General features: G+C 63.9%; 12 protein-coding genes. 5 read left to right on the forward strand and 7 right to left on the reverse strand.

Annotation, left to right across the window (positions count from 1 at the left end; all coding sequences use genetic code 11):
* Positions 1-2 precede the first annotated feature (2 nt).
* The 3 genes from sufC to AC0L21_RS00230 all read right to left on the reverse strand — a co-directional run bounded on the left by sufC (position 3) and on the right by AC0L21_RS00230 (position 3,569).
* Positions 3-755: a Fe-S cluster assembly ATPase SufC gene (sufC, locus tag AC0L21_RS00220; protein WP_007591556.1), complete on the reverse strand. Its 753-nt coding sequence runs from the start codon at positions 753-755 to the stop codon at positions 3-5.
* A 61-nt stretch (positions 756-816) separates the two neighbouring features.
* On the reverse strand, positions 817-2,313 hold the full coding sequence (gene sufB, locus AC0L21_RS00225; RefSeq protein WP_007609805.1) for a Fe-S cluster assembly protein SufB: 1,497 nt from the start codon (positions 2,311-2,313) through the stop codon (positions 817-819).
* Positions 2,314-2,429: 116 nt separating this feature from the next.
* On the reverse strand, positions 2,430-3,569 hold the full coding sequence (locus AC0L21_RS00230; RefSeq protein WP_473256952.1) for a cysteine desulfurase family protein: 1,140 nt from the start codon (positions 3,567-3,569) through the stop codon (positions 2,430-2,432).
* Positions 3,570-3,913: 344 nt separating this feature from the next.
* Here AC0L21_RS00230 and AC0L21_RS00235 point away from each other — a divergent pair, with 344 nt between their 5' ends.
* Entirely contained in the window at positions 3,914-4,561 is a 648-nt protein-coding gene (locus AC0L21_RS00235; protein WP_007591562.1) for an alpha/beta hydrolase, read from the forward strand.
* A gap of 121 nt (positions 4,562-4,682) precedes the next feature.
* On the opposite strand, the gene AC0L21_RS00240 is transcribed toward AC0L21_RS00235, so the two are convergent.
* From AC0L21_RS00240 to AC0L21_RS00250, 3 genes are all read right to left on the reverse strand, one after another.
* On the reverse strand, positions 4,683-5,006 hold the full coding sequence (locus AC0L21_RS00240) for a DMT family transporter (RefSeq protein ID WP_473256953.1): 324 nt from the start codon (positions 5,004-5,006) through the stop codon (positions 4,683-4,685).
* A gap of 9 nt (positions 5,007-5,015) precedes the next feature.
* Positions 5,016-5,693 (reverse strand): glutathione S-transferase family protein, encoded by a 678-nt coding sequence (locus AC0L21_RS00245; protein WP_473256954.1) that lies wholly within the window; start codon positions 5,691-5,693, stop codon positions 5,016-5,018.
* Positions 5,694-5,800: 107 nt separating this feature from the next.
* Positions 5,801-6,904, reverse strand: a complete 1,104-nt coding sequence (locus AC0L21_RS00250) for an anhydro-N-acetylmuramic acid kinase (protein WP_473256955.1) — start codon at positions 6,902-6,904, stop codon at positions 5,801-5,803.
* Between the two features lie 164 nt (positions 6,905-7,068).
* Between AC0L21_RS00250 and tyrS the strand changes: the two genes are divergently transcribed.
* The 4 genes from tyrS (at position 7,069) to AC0L21_RS00270 (ending at position 12,378) form a co-directional block, all read left to right on the forward strand.
* Complete coding sequence (tyrS, locus tag AC0L21_RS00255) at positions 7,069-8,322, forward strand: tyrosine--tRNA ligase (protein WP_473256956.1); 1,254 nt, start codon at positions 7,069-7,071, stop codon at positions 8,320-8,322.
* Positions 8,323-8,379: 57 nt separating this feature from the next.
* The gene (locus tag AC0L21_RS00260) at positions 8,380-9,651 is read left to right on the forward strand and encodes an MFS transporter (protein ID WP_473256957.1); all 1,272 of its coding nucleotides are present in this window, start codon (positions 8,380-8,382) and stop codon (positions 9,649-9,651) included.
* Between the two features lie 220 nt (positions 9,652-9,871).
* A complete protein-coding gene (locus AC0L21_RS00265) occupies positions 9,872-10,276 on the forward strand; it encodes a DoxX family protein (RefSeq protein WP_007609771.1) in 405 nt (134 codons plus the stop codon).
* A gap of 407 nt (positions 10,277-10,683) precedes the next feature.
* Positions 10,684-12,378 carry a methyl-accepting chemotaxis protein gene (locus AC0L21_RS00270; RefSeq protein WP_473256958.1) on the forward strand — a complete coding sequence of 565 codons (1,695 nt, stop codon included), beginning with the start codon at positions 10,684-10,686 and terminating at the stop codon, positions 12,376-12,378.
* Between the two features lie 124 nt (positions 12,379-12,502).
* Here AC0L21_RS00270 and AC0L21_RS00275 read toward each other — a convergent pair whose 3' ends face one another.
* Complete coding sequence (locus AC0L21_RS00275; protein WP_473258342.1) at positions 12,503-16,300, reverse strand: YhdP family protein; 3,798 nt, start codon at positions 16,298-16,300, stop codon at positions 12,503-12,505.
* Between the last annotated feature and the right edge of the window lie 145 nt (positions 16,301-16,445).

Genomic DNA, 16,445 nt, shown 5'->3' on the forward strand with positions numbered 1-16,445 from the left:
CCTTACGCGGCATCCTCGAACTGGGCGTAGCCGGACGCTTCCAACTCCAGCGCCAGTTCCTTGCCGCCGCTCTTCACGACACGCCCCTTCGACATCACGTGCACGATGTCGGGAACGATGTAGTTCAGCAGCCGCTGATAATGGGTGATGACGACCATCGCGCGCTTGGGCGAATGCAACGCGTTGACGCCGTCGGCTGCGATGCGCAGCGCGTCGATGTCGAGACCGGAATCCATCTCGTCGAGGATGCACAGGCTCGGCTCGAACAGCGCCATCTGCAGCACCTCGTTGCGCTTCTTCTCGCCGCCGGAGAAGCCGACATTGACACCGCGCTTGAGCATGTCCTGCGGGATGTTCAGCGACTTCGAGACTTCGCGAACCTTCTTCAGGAAGTCGGGCGTCGAATACTCGCTCTCACCGCGCGCCTTGCGCTGCGCGTTCAGCGCGGTGCGCAGGAAATTCATGGTGGAGACGCCGGGAATCTCCACCGGATACTGGAACGCCAGGAACACGCCCTTGGCGGCGCGCTCGTTCGGGGCCATCGCGAGCAGGTCTTCGCCCTTGAACAGGATCTCGCCGTCGGTGACCTCGTAGCCGGGCTTGCCGGCGATGACGTGGGACAGCGTCGACTTGCCGGAGCCGTTCGGCCCCATGATCGCGTGGATCTCGCCTTCGTTCACGGTCAGCGTCAGCCCGTGGAGGATCTCACGCTCCTCGACACGAACCTTGAGGTCTTTCACTTCGAGCAAAGCCATCTTGGTGTCCAGTTTATTCAAATGATGCATGGGCGCGCAACGCGCGCCGCGAGGGTCGACGCTAGCCGACCGATCCTTCAAGCGAGATCGAGATCAGCTTCTGCGCTTCCACCGCGAATTCCATTGGCAGTTGCTGCAGCACGTCCTTGACGAAGCCGTTGACGACGAGGCCGACGGCCTCCTCCTGCGTGAGGCCGCGCTGGATGCAGTAGAACAGCACGTCCTCGGAGATCTTGGACGTGGTGGCCTCATGCTCGAACGTCGCTGACGAGTTCTTGGCTTCGATGTAGGGTACGGTGTGCGCGCCGCATTTGTCGCCGATCAACAGCGAATCGCAGGCGGTGAAGTTGCGCGCGCCGGTCGCCTTGCGATGCGCCGTGACGAGGCCGCGATAGGTGTTCTGCGACCTGCCGGCGGCGATGCCCTTGGAGATGATGCGGCTCGACGTGTTCTTGCCGAGATGGATCATCTTGGTGCCCGAGTCGACCTGCTGATAGCCGTTCGAGATCGCGATCGAGTAGAATTCACCACGCGAATTGTCGCCGCGCAGGATGCAGCTCGGATACTTCCAGGTGATCGCCGAACCGGTCTCGACCTGGGTCCAGGAGATCTTGGAATTGTTGCCGCGGCAATCGCCACGCTTGGTGACGAAATTGTAGATGCCGCCCTTGCCTTCCGAATTGCCCGGGTACCAGTTCTGCACCGTCGAATATTTGATCTCGGCGTCGTCGTGGGTGACGAGCTCGACCACGGCCGCGTGCAGCTGGTTCTCGTCGCGCTGCGGCGCGGTGCAGCCCTCGAGATAGGAGACGTAGGAGCCCTTGTCGGCGATGATCAGCGTGCGCTCGAACTGGCCGGTGTTGCGCTCGTTGATGCGGAAATAGGTCGACAGCTCCATCGGGCAGCGCACGCCCGGCGGCACGTAAACGAACGAGCCGTCCGAGAACACCGCCGAGTTCAGCGTCGCATAGAAATTGTCCGACGTCGGCACCACGGATCCCAGATATTTCTGCACCAGCTCGGGATGCTCGCGGATCGCCTCCGAGATCGGCATGAAGATCACGCCAGCCTTCTTCAGCTCCGCCTTGAATGTGGTCGCAACCGAGACCGAATCGAACACCGCGTCGACCGCGATCTTGCGCCTGTTGGGGTCTTCCTCGCCGGGCTTCGGCTCGACGCCTTCGAGCATGGCGACTTCCCGCAAGGGGATGCCGAGCTTCTCGTAGGTCTTGAGGATCTCCGGATCGATCTCGTCGAGCGAGGTGATCGTCTTCTTCGGCTTCGGCGCCGAATAGTAATAGAGGTCCTGGAAGTCGATCTTGGGATAATCGACGCGAGCCCAGGTCGGCTCGGTCATGGTCAGCCAGCGCCGATAGGCCTCGAGCCGCCACTGGAGCATCCAGGCGGGTTCGTTCTTCTTCTCGGAAATGAACTTGACGGTCTCTTCCGACAGCCCCTTGGGGGCCTTGTCGGACTCGATCAGGGTCTCAAACCCATAACGATACTGATCGACGTCGATGCGCTTCACGCGCTCGACCGTCTCTTGCACGGCTGGCATTCTATCCTCCGCTCGCGGTTTCAAGGACCGCGGTGGATCATCAAACTCGGACGACTATTACGATGTTTCTTGGCGGGACGCACGCGCTTAGAACCGTTCAAGCCGTGTTTCATCGCTTATCCCTTAAGTAGGGTATTACCGAGCTTTCGCCAAGCCTCTAACGCCCTGTTGATGTCATCCGGCTCCGTGGACCAGCCCAGACTGAGACGCACCGCTCCCTGGGCGACGGTGGGATCATACCCCATTGCCGACAAAACATGGGACGGCTGCACCTTGCCGGAGGAACAGGCGGAGCCTGAAGACACGGCGATGCCTTCGAGGTCAAAACCGATCACCGCGGTCTCGGCTTTCAGGCCGGGAGCGGTGAAAAGAACGGTATTGGGCAACCGCCTGACGTCACTTGAGAAGACCGTTGCGCCGGCCATGGAGCGAATGCTATTTTCCAAGCGATCTCTTAGGCTTGCCATGCGCTCCGCATCCTCCGGCAAAGCCTGAAGGGCGACCCGCACCGCTGCCCCGAAGCCGGCGATACCGGCGACATTCTCGGTCCCGGCGCGCCGGTTCAGCTCCTGCCCGCCGCCCCGCAGCAACGGCTCAAGTCCGGCCACGCCCTCGGCCACGACCAGCGCGCCGACCCCCTTGGGGCCGCCGATCTTGTGTGCAGAAAAGGTCGCAAGGTCTGCGCCGATAGCTTTGATATCGAAAGGAATTTTTCCAAGCACCTGGATTGCATCGACGTGCAGGAGGCCACCAGCCCCGTGAACGATTCCCGCGGCCTCGGCGATAGGCTGCAGCGCGCCGGTCTCGTTGTTGGCCGCCATGATAGAGACCAGCGCCGGCGAGCCGTCGCCGAGCAGCGCCTTCAAATGGCCGAGGTCGATCACGCCGGAGCGCGTGACCCGGATCTGGACGATCTTATCCGCTGGGAACCGGCCGCCCGCCAGCACCGAAGCATGCTCGACAGCCGAGACCAGAAGCCGCTCGACAGGCCCGCCAGAAGGCCCTCGAAGGCCCGGTGACAGCGCCAGCGCGTTGGCTTCGGTTCCCGCAGAGGTGAAAACCACGTTCCGCGGCAGCGCTCCTACGGCCACCGCGAGCGTGGTCCGTGCGTCCTCGACAAGCCGACGCGCCTTGCGCCCCTCGGCGTGCACCGAGGACGGATTGCCGATCAGCTCGTAGGCTGCGAGCATTGCGCTTCGCGCCTCGGCGCGAAGCGGCGTGGTCGCGTTCCAGTCGAGATAAACACGGCTCGGCATGACGTACTATATTACCATTATGGTCAGGGCTGTTTCGCGCGCTCTGGTACCCGACATGGGCCCGCAGGGAGCGCTTGGCAATCTCGATTCCCAATCGCGATCGCGCGATGACGGCCATCACACGCTAACGTCTTGAGCGGATTGCGGGATGTTCAAGATGCTTGCTTTTTGACCCTCGCCTCATGTTAGAACGCGCGCGTCAGTTCGCCGCGCGCCGCTCGCGCATCATCCGAGGGCGCCGCTCCACCCTTCCATTCGCGGTTTGATCGGCCAGCAGCCGATGAAATCCGCACAATCGGTTGATTGTTGAAGAGCGTCTTCAAGGGATCAATCAAGAGATCATCATGCCTGAAGTTATTTTCACCGGCCCCGCCGGCCGTCTCGAAGGCCGCTACCATCCGGCCAAGCAGAAGAACGCGCCGATCGCGATGGTCCTGCATCCGCATCCGCAGTTCCACGGCACGATGAATCATCAGATCATCTACCAGTGCTACTATGCGTTCGCGCATCGCGGCTTCTCGGTGCTGCGATTCAATTTCCGCGGCGTCGGCCGCAGCCAAGGCTCGTTCGACCACGGCACCGGCGAATTGTCGGACGCGGCCGCGGCGCTCGACTGGGCGCAGACCATCAATCCCGAAGCGCGCGCCTGCTGGGTTGCCGGCTTCTCCTTCGGCGCCTGGATCGGCATGCAGCTGCTGATGCGCCGCCCGGAGGTCGAGGGCTTCATCTCGATCGCGCCGCCCGCCAACCTCTATGACTTCTCGTTCCTCGCGCCCTGCCCGTCCTCAGGCCTGATCGTGCATGGCGAGAAGGACGCGGTGGTGCCGCCCAAGGACGTCAACACGCTGGTCGAGAAGCTGAAGACGCAGAAGGGCATCGTGATCGACCAGCAGGTCATCCCCGGCGCCAATCATTTCTTCGACGCCAAGCTCGAGCCGCTGATGGAAACCATCACCGCCTATCTCGACATGCGCCTCGCCAACGTGCGCTGAGGCGTCGTCGCTAAGCCCTGTAGCCCGGATGGAGCGAAGCGAAATCCGGGAAGCTCCATGCGCGGAGACAGGGCGCCGGATTGCGCTTCGCTCCATCCGGGTACGAAACTAAAGCTCGGCTTTAGGCTAGCTTGAGCGCAACGATCCCCATCACGACGAGCGCGATGCCCGCAAGCTTCATCGCGCTCAAGGTCTCGCCGAACAGCACGACGCCCATGACGAAGGTGCCGGCGGCGCCGATCCCGGTCCAGACCGAATAGGCGACGCCGACCTCGAGCACCTTCAAGGCACGCCCGAGCAGGACAACGAAGGCGGCGAGCAGCACGAGCGAGACGATGCTCCAGCCAGCCCGCGTATAGCCCTCCGCATATTTCATCGAGATCGCCCAACCGACATCGAGTGCTCCGGCGATCACCAGCATCAGCCAGGCCACGGACTGCGACATCCCGCGTGCTCAGGCCGCAAGCTTGAGCAGATGCGCGTCGTGGCGCACGAGGAAGGCGCGCAACAATTGCGGATAGTCTGCGCCGACGGCGGTACGGACGCTCGAACGCAGCGCCAGCTCGGCGCGCCACGCCCGCACCTTCGGCACATCGCGGAAAATGCCGTGCTCGGTCAGCTCGTCGAACAAATCGAAGTAGCGGAAGACGGGAGCGAACACGGCGTCGACCAGACTGAACGCTTCGCCAGCAAAATAAGGACCGGCACCGAGCGCCGCTTCGACCCGGGCGAATTTAGCGACGAGCGCCTGACGCTTGCTCTCGAAGGTCTCCGCATCGGTGGTGGTCTCCAGGCCCCAGAGGTCGCCGAGCACTGCCGAACCAAACTCCATCCACGCCCGGTGCTCGGCACGCTTCAAGGCATCCGCCGGATGCAGCTTCACACCGCCTTGCGTCTCCTCGATGTACTCGCAGATCACATTGCTCTCGAACAGCGCGACCTCGCCCTTCTCGCTCGTCACGACCAGCACCGGCACCTTGCCAAGCGGCGACAGTTTGAGAAACCAGTCCGGCTTGTTGGCGAGATCGATGTCGACCCGCTCGAACGGGACGCCCTTCTCCTTGAGCGCGATCACCGCGCGCTGCACGTATGGACAAAGCTTGTGACTGATCAGTTTGAGTGAAGCGGTCATGGCAAAGATCCCGGCAGTTGATGCAACTGCATCCAATATAGATGCATCTGCATGTACTCGTCAAGTTCAATGCATTTGCATCAACTGCCATCGATCTCAGGATTACCTCAAGGCCGCGCGATCACCCCGCCCGTCATCGGCATCGGCACGCCCGTGGTCGCGGGATACGACAGCGGCAGGCCCTTCAGGCCGCGCGCGGCCAGGAAGCCGAAGGCCTGCGCCTCGATGGCGTCGGAGGCCCAGCCGACTGTCTCCGCCGCCTCAACGGTGGCGGACCCGACGCGCTCCCGCAGCATCTGGAGCATGGTCCGGTTGCGGGCACCGCCGCCGCAGACGATCCAGCTTCGCGGCCTGCGTGGCAGCAGCGGGATGATGCGGGCGATGGCCGCTGCGGTGAAGGCGGTCAGAGTCGCGGCCCCGTCGGCCGGCTGCACCTCGCCGAGCTTCAGTGCGGCGAAATCGTTGCGGTCGAGCGATTTCGGCGGCGGGCTCGCGAAGAATGGCAACTGCAGCGCCCGCGCGATCCAGGCTTCGTCCGCCTTGCCGAGGGCTGCGAACTTTCCGTCCGCGTCGAACGCCTGATTCATGGTGCGGTACATGAAATCGTCGAGCAGCGCGTTGCCCGGACCGGTGTCGCAGGCGATCAGCGCATCGCTGCCGTCGATGTAGGTGATGTTGGAGACGCCGCCGATATTGACCACGACGATCGGCCCTTCGCGCTCCAGCGACTGGGCGAGCGCCCGATGATAGACCGGCACCAACGGCGCGCCCTGCCCGCCGGCCTCGACGTCGGCGGCACGGAAATCATGCATCACGGGGATGTGGATCGCCTTGGCCAGCGCCGGCGCGTCCCCGATCTGGACCGTCAGTCTCTTCTCGGGGCGGTGCAGCACGGTCTGGCCGTGGAAGCCGACGATGTCGATGTCTTCCGGCCTCATGCGGTTCTGGGCGACGAAGGCGGCGACCGCCTCAGCATGCGCCTGGGTCACCGCGCGCTCGGCGTCGGCCAAAATCCCCGGCCGGGCATCGCGCTGCGGCAGGTGCACCGCCTCGCTCAGCGCCTGGCGCAGCAGGTTGCGCTCCGCCGGGCTATAGGGCCGGTAGCCGGAGGGCCCGAATGCCTTCACCTGCTTTCCGTCGGTTTCGATCAGCGCGACATCCACCCCGTCCAGCGAGGTGCCGCTCATCAAACCGATTGCCGTCAACATCATGGATCAGCGTCCTCAAGAGACCCTTCCGGCAAGCCGATCTTGTGCCAGAGGGACACATCTTATAATGCCACAGGCCAAAGTGGCGGGCAGCAACCGAGTTCCCACGGAAGACCCTTAAATTGCTCCCGAAACAGTAAACCAAGAATTGTCAGGCGCGCCGACAAATGACTGCATTCAAATCGGATTTCCTCAACACGCTGCAGGAACGTGGATTCATCCACCAGTGCTCCGATTTCGAGGGGCTGGACGCACTCGCCGCCAAGGGTGAGGTGACCGGTTACGTCGGCTACGATTGCACCGCCCGCTCGCTGCACATCGGCAATTACCTGACCATGATGATGCTGCACTGGCTGCAGGACTCCGGCAACAAGCCGATCACGCTGATGGGCGGCGGCACCACCATGGTCGGCGATCCCTCCGGCAAGGACGAGACGCGCGCGATCCGTTCCGTCGCCGAGATCGAGGCGAACAAGGAATCGATCCGCGGCGTGTTCGCAAAAGTGCTGCGTTATGGCGACGGCAAGAGCGACGCCATCATGCTCGACAATGCCGAGTGGCTGACAAAGCTCAACTACATCGAGATGCTGCGCGACGTCGGCCGGCACTTCTCGGTCAACCGCATGCTGACCATGGACTCCGTGCGCCTACGCCTCGAGCGCGAGCAGGAGATGAGCTTCATCGAGTTCAACTACATGATCTGCCAGGCCTACGACTATGTCGAGCTCGCCAGGCGGACCGGCTGCAACTTGCAGATGGGCGGCTCCGACCAGTGGGGCAATATCATCATGGGCGTCGATCTCGGCCGCCGCATGGGCACCCATCAACTGTACGCGCTGACAACGCCCTTGCTGACGACGGCCTCGGGGGCCAAGATGGGCAAGACCGCGCAAGGCGCAGTCTGGCTCAACGCCGACCAGTTCTCCCCGTATGATTTCTGGCAGTACTGGCGCAACACCGAGGATGCCGACGTCGGCAAATTCCTCAAGCTGTTCACGACGCTGCCGATGAGCGAGATCAGGAAGCTCGAGGCGCTCGGAGGCTCCGAGATCAACGAGGCCAAGAAGGTGCTCGCCACCGAAGCGACCGCGCTGCTGCATGGCCGCGATGCCGCGAACGAGGCGGCCGAGACCGCGCGCCGCACCTTCGAGGAAGGCGCGCTGGCCGAGAGCCTGCCGACCGTGGAAATTCCGCGAGGCGAGTTCGACGCCGGCCTCGGCGTGCTCAATGCCTTCGTCAAGGCGGGCCTCGTTGCCTCCAATGGCGAAGCACGGCGCCAGATCAAGGGCGGCGGCCTACGCGTCAATGACGAGCCCGTCACTGACGAGAAGATGGCGTTGTCGGTAGCCGACCTGACGCCGGAAGGCGTGGTCAAGCTGTCGTTCGGCAAGAAGAAGCACATCCTCCTCAGGCCTGCATAGGCGTATGAGCTTTTCGCTGCTTGTCAGGGCGCGCTGAAGCGCGCTCCCTGATCGGCAATGGACCAGAACACGCTAGAGGAACAGTCCAAGCAAGCGACCAGGGATCGCGTCACGGCGACGCCGCAGGGCGTCGTTCGCACCGCACTGGTGGTGCTCGCGCTCTGCTTCACACTCGCCGTGCTCGGCCGCGGCCTCAGCGAAAGCTTCACGGTCTTCCTGAAGCCGATCTCGGAAAACTTTGGGTGGGATCGAGCCCAGGTGGTCTCGATCTATTCGCTAACCTGGCTCGTCAGCGGACTGATGGCGCCGTTGGTCGGGCGCCTGTTCGATCATTCCGGACCGCGCATCGTCTATGCACTGGGCCTTTTGCTGCTCGGCTCGGCCTTCCTGATCGCAAGCCACGCGCAGTCACTCTGGCAGTTCCAGCTCTCGATCGGACTCTGCGTCGGCATCGGCGTCGCCTTCATCGGCAATGTGCCGAATTCGATCCTGCTCGGCCGCTGGTTCGGCCCAAAGCTGCCGACCGCGATGGCGGTGGTCTACTCGGCCATGGGGGGCGGCGTGCTGGCGCTGCTGCCGGCCTCGCAGCTTTTGATCGATCATCTCGGCTGGCGCGAAACCTACCAGCTGTTCGGCTTCGCCGCGCTCGGCCTGCTGGTGCCGCTCATGCTTCTGCCATGGCGGCTGTTCGCCTCGGGCTCGCCGCATATCGCGAAGAAGACCGATCCGGATTTCGTCGATCACGGCTGGACCCTTCCGAGCGCGATGCGCCATCACGCCTTCTGGGCGCTGTTCTCGACATTCTTCTTCACCGCGGTCGGCATGTATGCGATCGCCGCCCAGATCGTGGCCTATCTGATCGATGCCGGCTTCCCGCCGCTGCAGGCCGCGACGGCCTGGGGCTTCTCCGGCGTCGTGCTGGTGTTCGGCATGTTAGGGGTGTCAGCGCTCGACGGCCTGATCGGACGCCGGCCCTCGGTGCTGCTCAGCTACGCGATCTCGATCCTCGGCATCTTCCTGCTGTGGCTGTTGCAATACTCCGCCAATCTCCTCCTGCTCACTGGATTCGTGGTCTGCTTCGGCAGCATGATGGGCTCACGTGGACCGCTGATCACGGCGACCGCGATGAAGATCTTTGGGGGCAAGCGCGTCGGCACCATCTACGGCACCATCTCGATCGGGAGCGGGCTCGGCTCGGCTTTCGGCTCCTGGAGCGGCGGCCTGATCCATGACGCGACCCATGGCTACAACGCGCTGCTCGCCTTCGCGCTTGCGAGCGTGGTGCTCGGGATGATCCCGTTCCTGGTCGTGCCCGCCTTGCGGCGCTAGGTCTCCTGAAGGTAACCTGCGGACATTCGCGTCACCGGGAAATTACGGATGGGCACGACGCGAATAGCTGCAAAAAAATGTGCATCGCGCGAGGCTGAAAGTCCCGGCTGCGGTGTTTTGTCCGACATGACAAAAATGTCAGCGCAAATTGCCCTTGGGTGGCTTGCAGGGCAGAACTGAATGCGGCTAGTCGCAAGCATTGGATGGAGGGCACAAACCAATGAACTTTCCCTATCTCGTTCGCTTTCAACCGGTTCTCTTGAGCCTGTTTCGCTTCATCACTGGACTCCTGTTGCTCCAGTACGGCATCGCCAAGCTTTTCAAATTTCCGGTGCTTCCCTACTTCGCAAACATCCCGCCGATCATCTACGCAGCCGGTACGCTTGAGCTCGTGCTTGGCGCGCTGCTGATGATCGGCCTGTTCACCCGCCTCGCGGCGTTCATCCTCTCGGGTGAGATGGCCTTCGCCTATTTCATGGGCCACATGTTCAAGGGCGAGACGCCGGTGTTCCTGCCGCTGCTCAATGGTGGCACCGCGGCGATCTTGTTCTGCTTCGCCTGCCTCTACCTCTCGGCAGCCGGCGGCGGCTCGGTCAGCGCCGATGCGGCGATGGGCAAGGACTAGCTAGCGGCACAACCGGCGGCGCGTTCGCGCGGCGCTGAGGCGTCAGCAATTGATTCGCGAATAAAGGATAAGGGATGGCACCAGTACATTTACGGGTGCCATCTCAGCGCGAGCCCAGCACGTTCCAGACCAGGACCAGGACTGCGACCAGCAGCATCGACATGATGAGGCGGTGAACGAATCGGTTCATGTCCGCTCCCATCGAATTCGGTCGCGACTAAAGACCCACACAATCTTTCTCCCAGTTGACGCGCCATGCGCCGACGCGGCGCATTTCCGCATGGGTGTTTGCGTATGCAGCTCGCGGATGCCGCTAGCGCGGCAGCCCGTCGCACGCGTCCATTCATGATTGGTAAGAATTTCATGCTACCGACGCGAGCAACAATAACCATTCCGTCGAGGCCGTGATGAAGCTGCTGAGCCACCTCAAGATCCGCACCAAGCTCGCCAGCATGGTCTGTCTTTCGGCACTCACGGTCACGGCCATCATCGGGGTGTCGTCCGTGCTCAGCAAGAGCCGCATGCTGGAGGACCGCGTCCAGCAGATGCGGACCGCGGTCGATATGCTCCACAACCTCGCCCAATCACTCGAAGAGGAGGTCGGCGCCGGCAAGCTGACGCAGGCCGAAGCGAAGGTCCAGTTCCACCAGCGCGGCCGCCGCATGAGCTTCAATGGCGGCCAAGGCTATCCGGTAGTCTATAACGCCGATACGTCCCTCATCGTCAACGGCGCCAACCAGCAGCTCGAAGGCAAGATCACCGGTGCGAAGGACTCCAATGGCGTCCTGATCGCCGACGCCATTATCAAGGCCGGCGCTGAGACCGCACAGGGCGGCGTAACCTCCTATCTCTATCCCCGCCCCGGCCAGACGGAGCCGGTCCGCAAGACCGTGTTCGCGCGCAAATTCGCGCCCTGGAACGCGACGATCAGCTACGGCCTCTATGTCGACGACATCGACGCCGACGTGCGAGCCTTGACGCTGGAATTGGGGGCGATCGGCATCGGCCTGATGCTGCTGATGGCGACACTGTCCTGGCTGATTGCCCGCGACGTGCTCGGCGCGCTCGACCGCCAGAAGAACCGCATGCAGGCCATTTCCGAAGGCGCCATCGACGCCCCGGTCGAGGAGACCGGTCGCGGCGACGAGATCGGCCGCATGGCCGAGACCCTCGAAGTGCTCAGGCAGACCGCGCTGACGGCGCGCAAGCTGGAGGCCGAGCAGGTCGCCACCAAGGCCCGCAGCGAACAGGAGAAGCGTGACGCGCTGATCTCGCTTGCCGACCGGTTCGATGCCTCCGTCGGCCAGCTCGTCGGCCTGATGGCCTCGGGCTCCGGCGAGCTGGAGGTCACCGCCAAGTCGATGTCGTCGACCGCGGAAGGCACCAACCGCCGCGCCGCCGTCGTCGGCTCGGCCGCCACCGAAGCCAGCCAGCGCGTCCAGACGGTCGCGGCCGCCGCCGAGGAGCTCTCCTCCTCCATCACCGAAATCAGCCGACAGGTCGCGCAGTCCGCCGTGGTCACCGGCCGCGCCGTGGATAGCGCACGCCGCACCGACACCATCGTGCGCGCCCTCTCCGACGGCGCCCAGCAGATCGAGCACGTCGCCGAGCTGATTTCCAGCATCGCGGCGCAGACCAATCTGCTCGCGCTCAACGCCACCATCGAGGCCGCACGTGCCGGTGAAGCCGGCCGCGGCTTTGCCGTCGTCGCTTCGGAGGTGAAGTCGCTGGCGAGCCAGACGGCGGAAGCCACCCGCGAGATCGGCGACAAGATCGCGCAGATCCAGGGCGCGACCAAGGAAGCGGTGGACGCCATCGGCGGCATTACCGCCACCATCGAGGAGGTCAGCCGGATCGCTACCTCGATCGGCGCTGCGATCGAGGAGCAAGGCGCCGCCACCGCCGAGATCGCCCGCAGCGTCTCGCAGACGGCCGAGGCCACCCAGGAGGTCACCACCAATATCGGGGGCGTCAGCACGGCAGCGAACGAGACCGGCAATGCCGCAGGCATGGTGCTCGCCGCGGCCTCGAACCTCTCCAAGCAGGCCGAGCAGCTCTCCGGCGAAGTCGGGACCTTCCTGGCCGGCGTGCGCGCGACGTAGGCCGCACCAAAGCCAGCACGTCGTCATGGCCGGGCTTGTCCCGGCCATCCACGTTCTGCGCGCTTATGGAAACAAAATTCGTGGACGCCCGGGAAAGCCCGGGCATGACGAAGTCGCCTCGCCCCTATCGCCGCGCGAGGGTGCAGCCGCTCGATAGCTGGCGCGTCGGCCCGGTCGAGCCATCGCTCGACTGCGACGGGAATTCCTCGAACGGCGAGTTCTGTTTGCCGGTGTTGAATTCGAAGATCTTGCGGAACAGACCGGGCGCCATCGCCGAAATCGGATTGACGCGCATCACGGGCGCGGCCGGCGTGCCGACGACCTCGTAGGTCACCCCGATCAATCCTTCATTGTTGCCGCCGCCGAGGAAGATGCCGAACAACGGGATCTGGCCGAAGATGTTGTTGACGCCATACATCGGCACGAAGGTGCCGCTCATGCAGACCTGATTGCCGGGAAAGTCGATTGAGCCCTCAATGGTGGCACCGATCATCGGCCCCTTGACCACGCCGTCGCGGATCGTGAGCGCGCCGTTCTGCCGCGTGAACTCCGCGCGCAACGCCGTGAAGGCGACGCCGCTCTGCGCACCGTTGGGAGCGCCCGCCGCGACGCGATCGAGTTGATCCATTCCCTTGACCGAGAAGTCGCGCACGTTGATCAGACCTTCCCGTGTCGTAGGCTCCGACGTCGGCGGCTCCATGGCCACCACCATCTGGCCGCCGAAGACCTTGTTGGTGGTATCTGTGAAGCGCAGGAAGTTGCCGGCATCGCTGGTCTGGAGATAGATTACCTCGCGGTTGCCCTGGGCGCGGCCGCCGCGCAAATCGGCGGCCACGGGCGTGTCTTTTCCGATCCTGCCGCTCAGCGTGAAGGCTTTGACCGCACCATTGCGCCGCGACATCTTGGCCTCGACGCTGCGCATCGCCTCGCCGTTGAAACCCATGACGGCGCCGAGCTTCACGTCCATGTCGAAATCGAGGTTCTTCGTCTTGCTCTTGGCATCGTCCTTGGAACTGCCTGAGATCGCCGATTTCAGGAAGCCGCGGCCGTCGAATACGTCGCCGCGCATCGTGCCCTTCAGCACGCCATCCTGGCTGCGCTCCACCTTCAGCGAGGCCTTGTCGCCGTCGGACGGCGCGTAGGTCGGGAAGTTCGCGTTCATGAGGTCGCCGTTCGGATCGACCTCGAGCGACCCCTTGATCGCAGCGCCGCCGCCTTCGATGACGATGTCCTCCAGACGTGTCGACTGCGCTGTCGGCACCACCTTGAAGCTGGCCTTGCCCGCTCTGCCCGGCAGCTTGACCCAGCCGGGCAGGATGTTGTCGAGCTTGACCGAGGTCAGGTCGGCCTCGATGCCGAGCTTCGTCGTCTGGTCGGGCCCCCCGGCGATCTTGCCGGACAGCTTAATCGGCACCGATCCGCTGACGGCGGGGCCCAGATCGAATCCGAGGCGCGCGCGGCTCGCATCGTCCAGCGTGGTCTGCAATTTGACGTCCGCATCGCCCTCGGCCGGCTTGCGATAGTCGAGCGAGGCCGCCTGCCCGTTGATCTTGACGTCGCCCTTGACCTGATAGCCCTGGTTGCTCGCGACGATCTTGAGGTTGTTGGCCTCCAGCTTCTGGTTCATCACCAGCTTGTCGGCACCAAAACCGTTGAGATCGGCGGTAACGCTGTAGGTGGTATCGGCTTTGGTCAGCTCGCCCTTGACCGGCAACCCAAGCTGGACGTTCGCCGAGAACGTCCCCTTGCTGGTATTGGGATCGATGACGGTCGACGACAGATCGCTCAGGCGATCATTGGAAAGCATTTCGGCCGCCGCAGGCACCGGGCCTTCGACACGGAACCTGGTCCGCGACGGCGACGGCTTGGGCGCCATATCGGGCACCTCGAAGACGAAGTCGGAAATCGTGATCTTGCGGCCCGCTGGCGTATCGGCGATGCCCTGCCCGATATTCACGGTCGCCGTGCGGCCGGTCACGCGCGCCTTCAAATCGGCATCGTGCACCACCGGCAGGCCATCGACGGGGCGAACCGTGACACCACTCGCCACGATATTGACCGACAGGCCGTCGTCGGGAATGGGTGGGCCCTTGCGCGGAAGATTCTTCGTCGGTGAATTAACGCCGATCTCGATGCGCTGGAGCGTTCCACGCTCGATCCGTTCGATCACCCATTCGCGCAACTCGGGGACGACAAGCGTCGGCCACATCCGCTTGAGCGCGGAGGCCGACATCGGCGTTCCCGCAAAACCCAATGTCAGCCGCGGCTCGCCCGAATAGTCGATGGCACCGGTGCCGGCGACGCCGATCTCTCCGTTGGAGATATCGGCCTGCGTCAACAGCAGCCTCTTGTGGTCGGTGTCGAAGCGGAAGCCGATCGCAATACGGTTGAAGACCAGCGGCGGCTCGTTGTCGATGCCGCCGAGCAGGATCGAACCGCCGCTGAAACCGAGCTGCCAGTCGTTGACGGTGCCGTTGGGCGGCTCGACATGAGCCAGAAGCGTCAGACGATTCGCGCCCGAGAGGACCTTGAACGGAGCGACCAGCACCCGCCGATTGGCGTCCCACTCGACATTGATCTCGGCCGAGTCGATCGCCATCGGATAGTCGGGCGTATCGGTGTCGATGATGTTGCCCGCGCCGACCGCGATCTTGCCGCGAAAAAAGGTCGGCACGCCGTCGCGGCCGAGTTCGCCCTTGAGCTCGCCGGTCAGCGGCAGGTCGGCGGTGTAGGTGAGATCCTTCACCCGCAGCGCCAGCAGGATGTTGGCGGTCGAGACCTTGTCGGCGCGGATATCGACCGAGCGCACGCCGTTCTCGGTGGGGCCGATCGTGGCACGCAACGACCACGGACGCGCGCCCTCCTCGCCGAGGCTAAGCGCGACGCCGCCACGGCTCGGACGGCGCAGGCTGAGCGTGATGTTCTCAAACGTCCATTTGCTGCCGCGCTGCTGATCGTCGACGATCAGATTGCCGTTCTTCAGGCCGATCTCGTTGAGGTTCTGGCCGTCGAGGCCGGTCATGCTCAGACTGTCGAGCCAGTCGAGGCCCTGAAGAATGCCGGTCGGGGCCGTGGGCTGGGTCGCGGCTTGCGATGCATCGGGGGTCGCAGGCTCGGTTGCGAATGGCGGCGGCGGGACACCGTTGCGCGGGAAAGTCGGCGGCAGCCCCGCATCCTTCTTGGAGGCGACGCCAGTCGCGAGCGGCTTTGCGGTGTCGCCAGCCGACACCGTGACGGTGCCGTCAGGCGCGATCCGGATCGCGAGCTCGGCATCGACGAGGTTGAGGCTTTCGGCGCGCAGATGCCCCATCAGCAGGCCCGCCCCCGACAGCTTCACCTCGGCCTTCGGTGCGGTGGCGACAATGACATGATCGTGGTCGCGCACCACGATGTCACGGATACGCACGGCGATGCGGATCCGCCCGGCCCGCTCGATCTGCGTGCCGCCGACCTCCACGGTGTTGCCGTGACCGATATTGTCCTCGATCGCGGCCGCGAGCCACGGCGTCGCAATGTCGAGATTGATGGGACCGGCGCCGAGCCGCCACCACAGCGCGCCGAAACAGCCGACGAAGATGACGATCAGGGCACCGGCGACCACGGCCACGCGCTTCAGCCAGCGACCACCGCCCAGCCAGCGGCGCAACGGACCAAACCCGTCAGTGAATCGATGGAAGCCCGAATTGGAACGCGACAACAGCCGGCGCGCGCGATAGCCCGCCGCCGCTTCCTGATCCGGATCCCAATCGGCGTCGTCCCATTGCTGCTGCTCTGGTTGGCTGCCGCGCCGATCTAAATCCCGATTGTAATCCTGGGGCGACGTATTCCTTGCCATTGCCTCTCGATACAAGCGCCCGTCGTAGGATTGAGCGCCGCCGGGGCTGCAGCCATCGACAGGAAGCGAAGCTTCCTGCCCCGGCATTGCCGCCATACCTCGAATATTCCTTCTGTTCGTCATGTCGCCCCGGGAGCGCGTTCAACGAGCAGTGGGGTGGTGCGTGGAATTCCTTGTAACCAGACTCCGGCGTCGTCAGACTCGCCCCGCCGAGGGCACGATTCCGGCATAG

This window comes from Bradyrhizobium sp. WSM4873 (genome assembly GCF_055811355.1).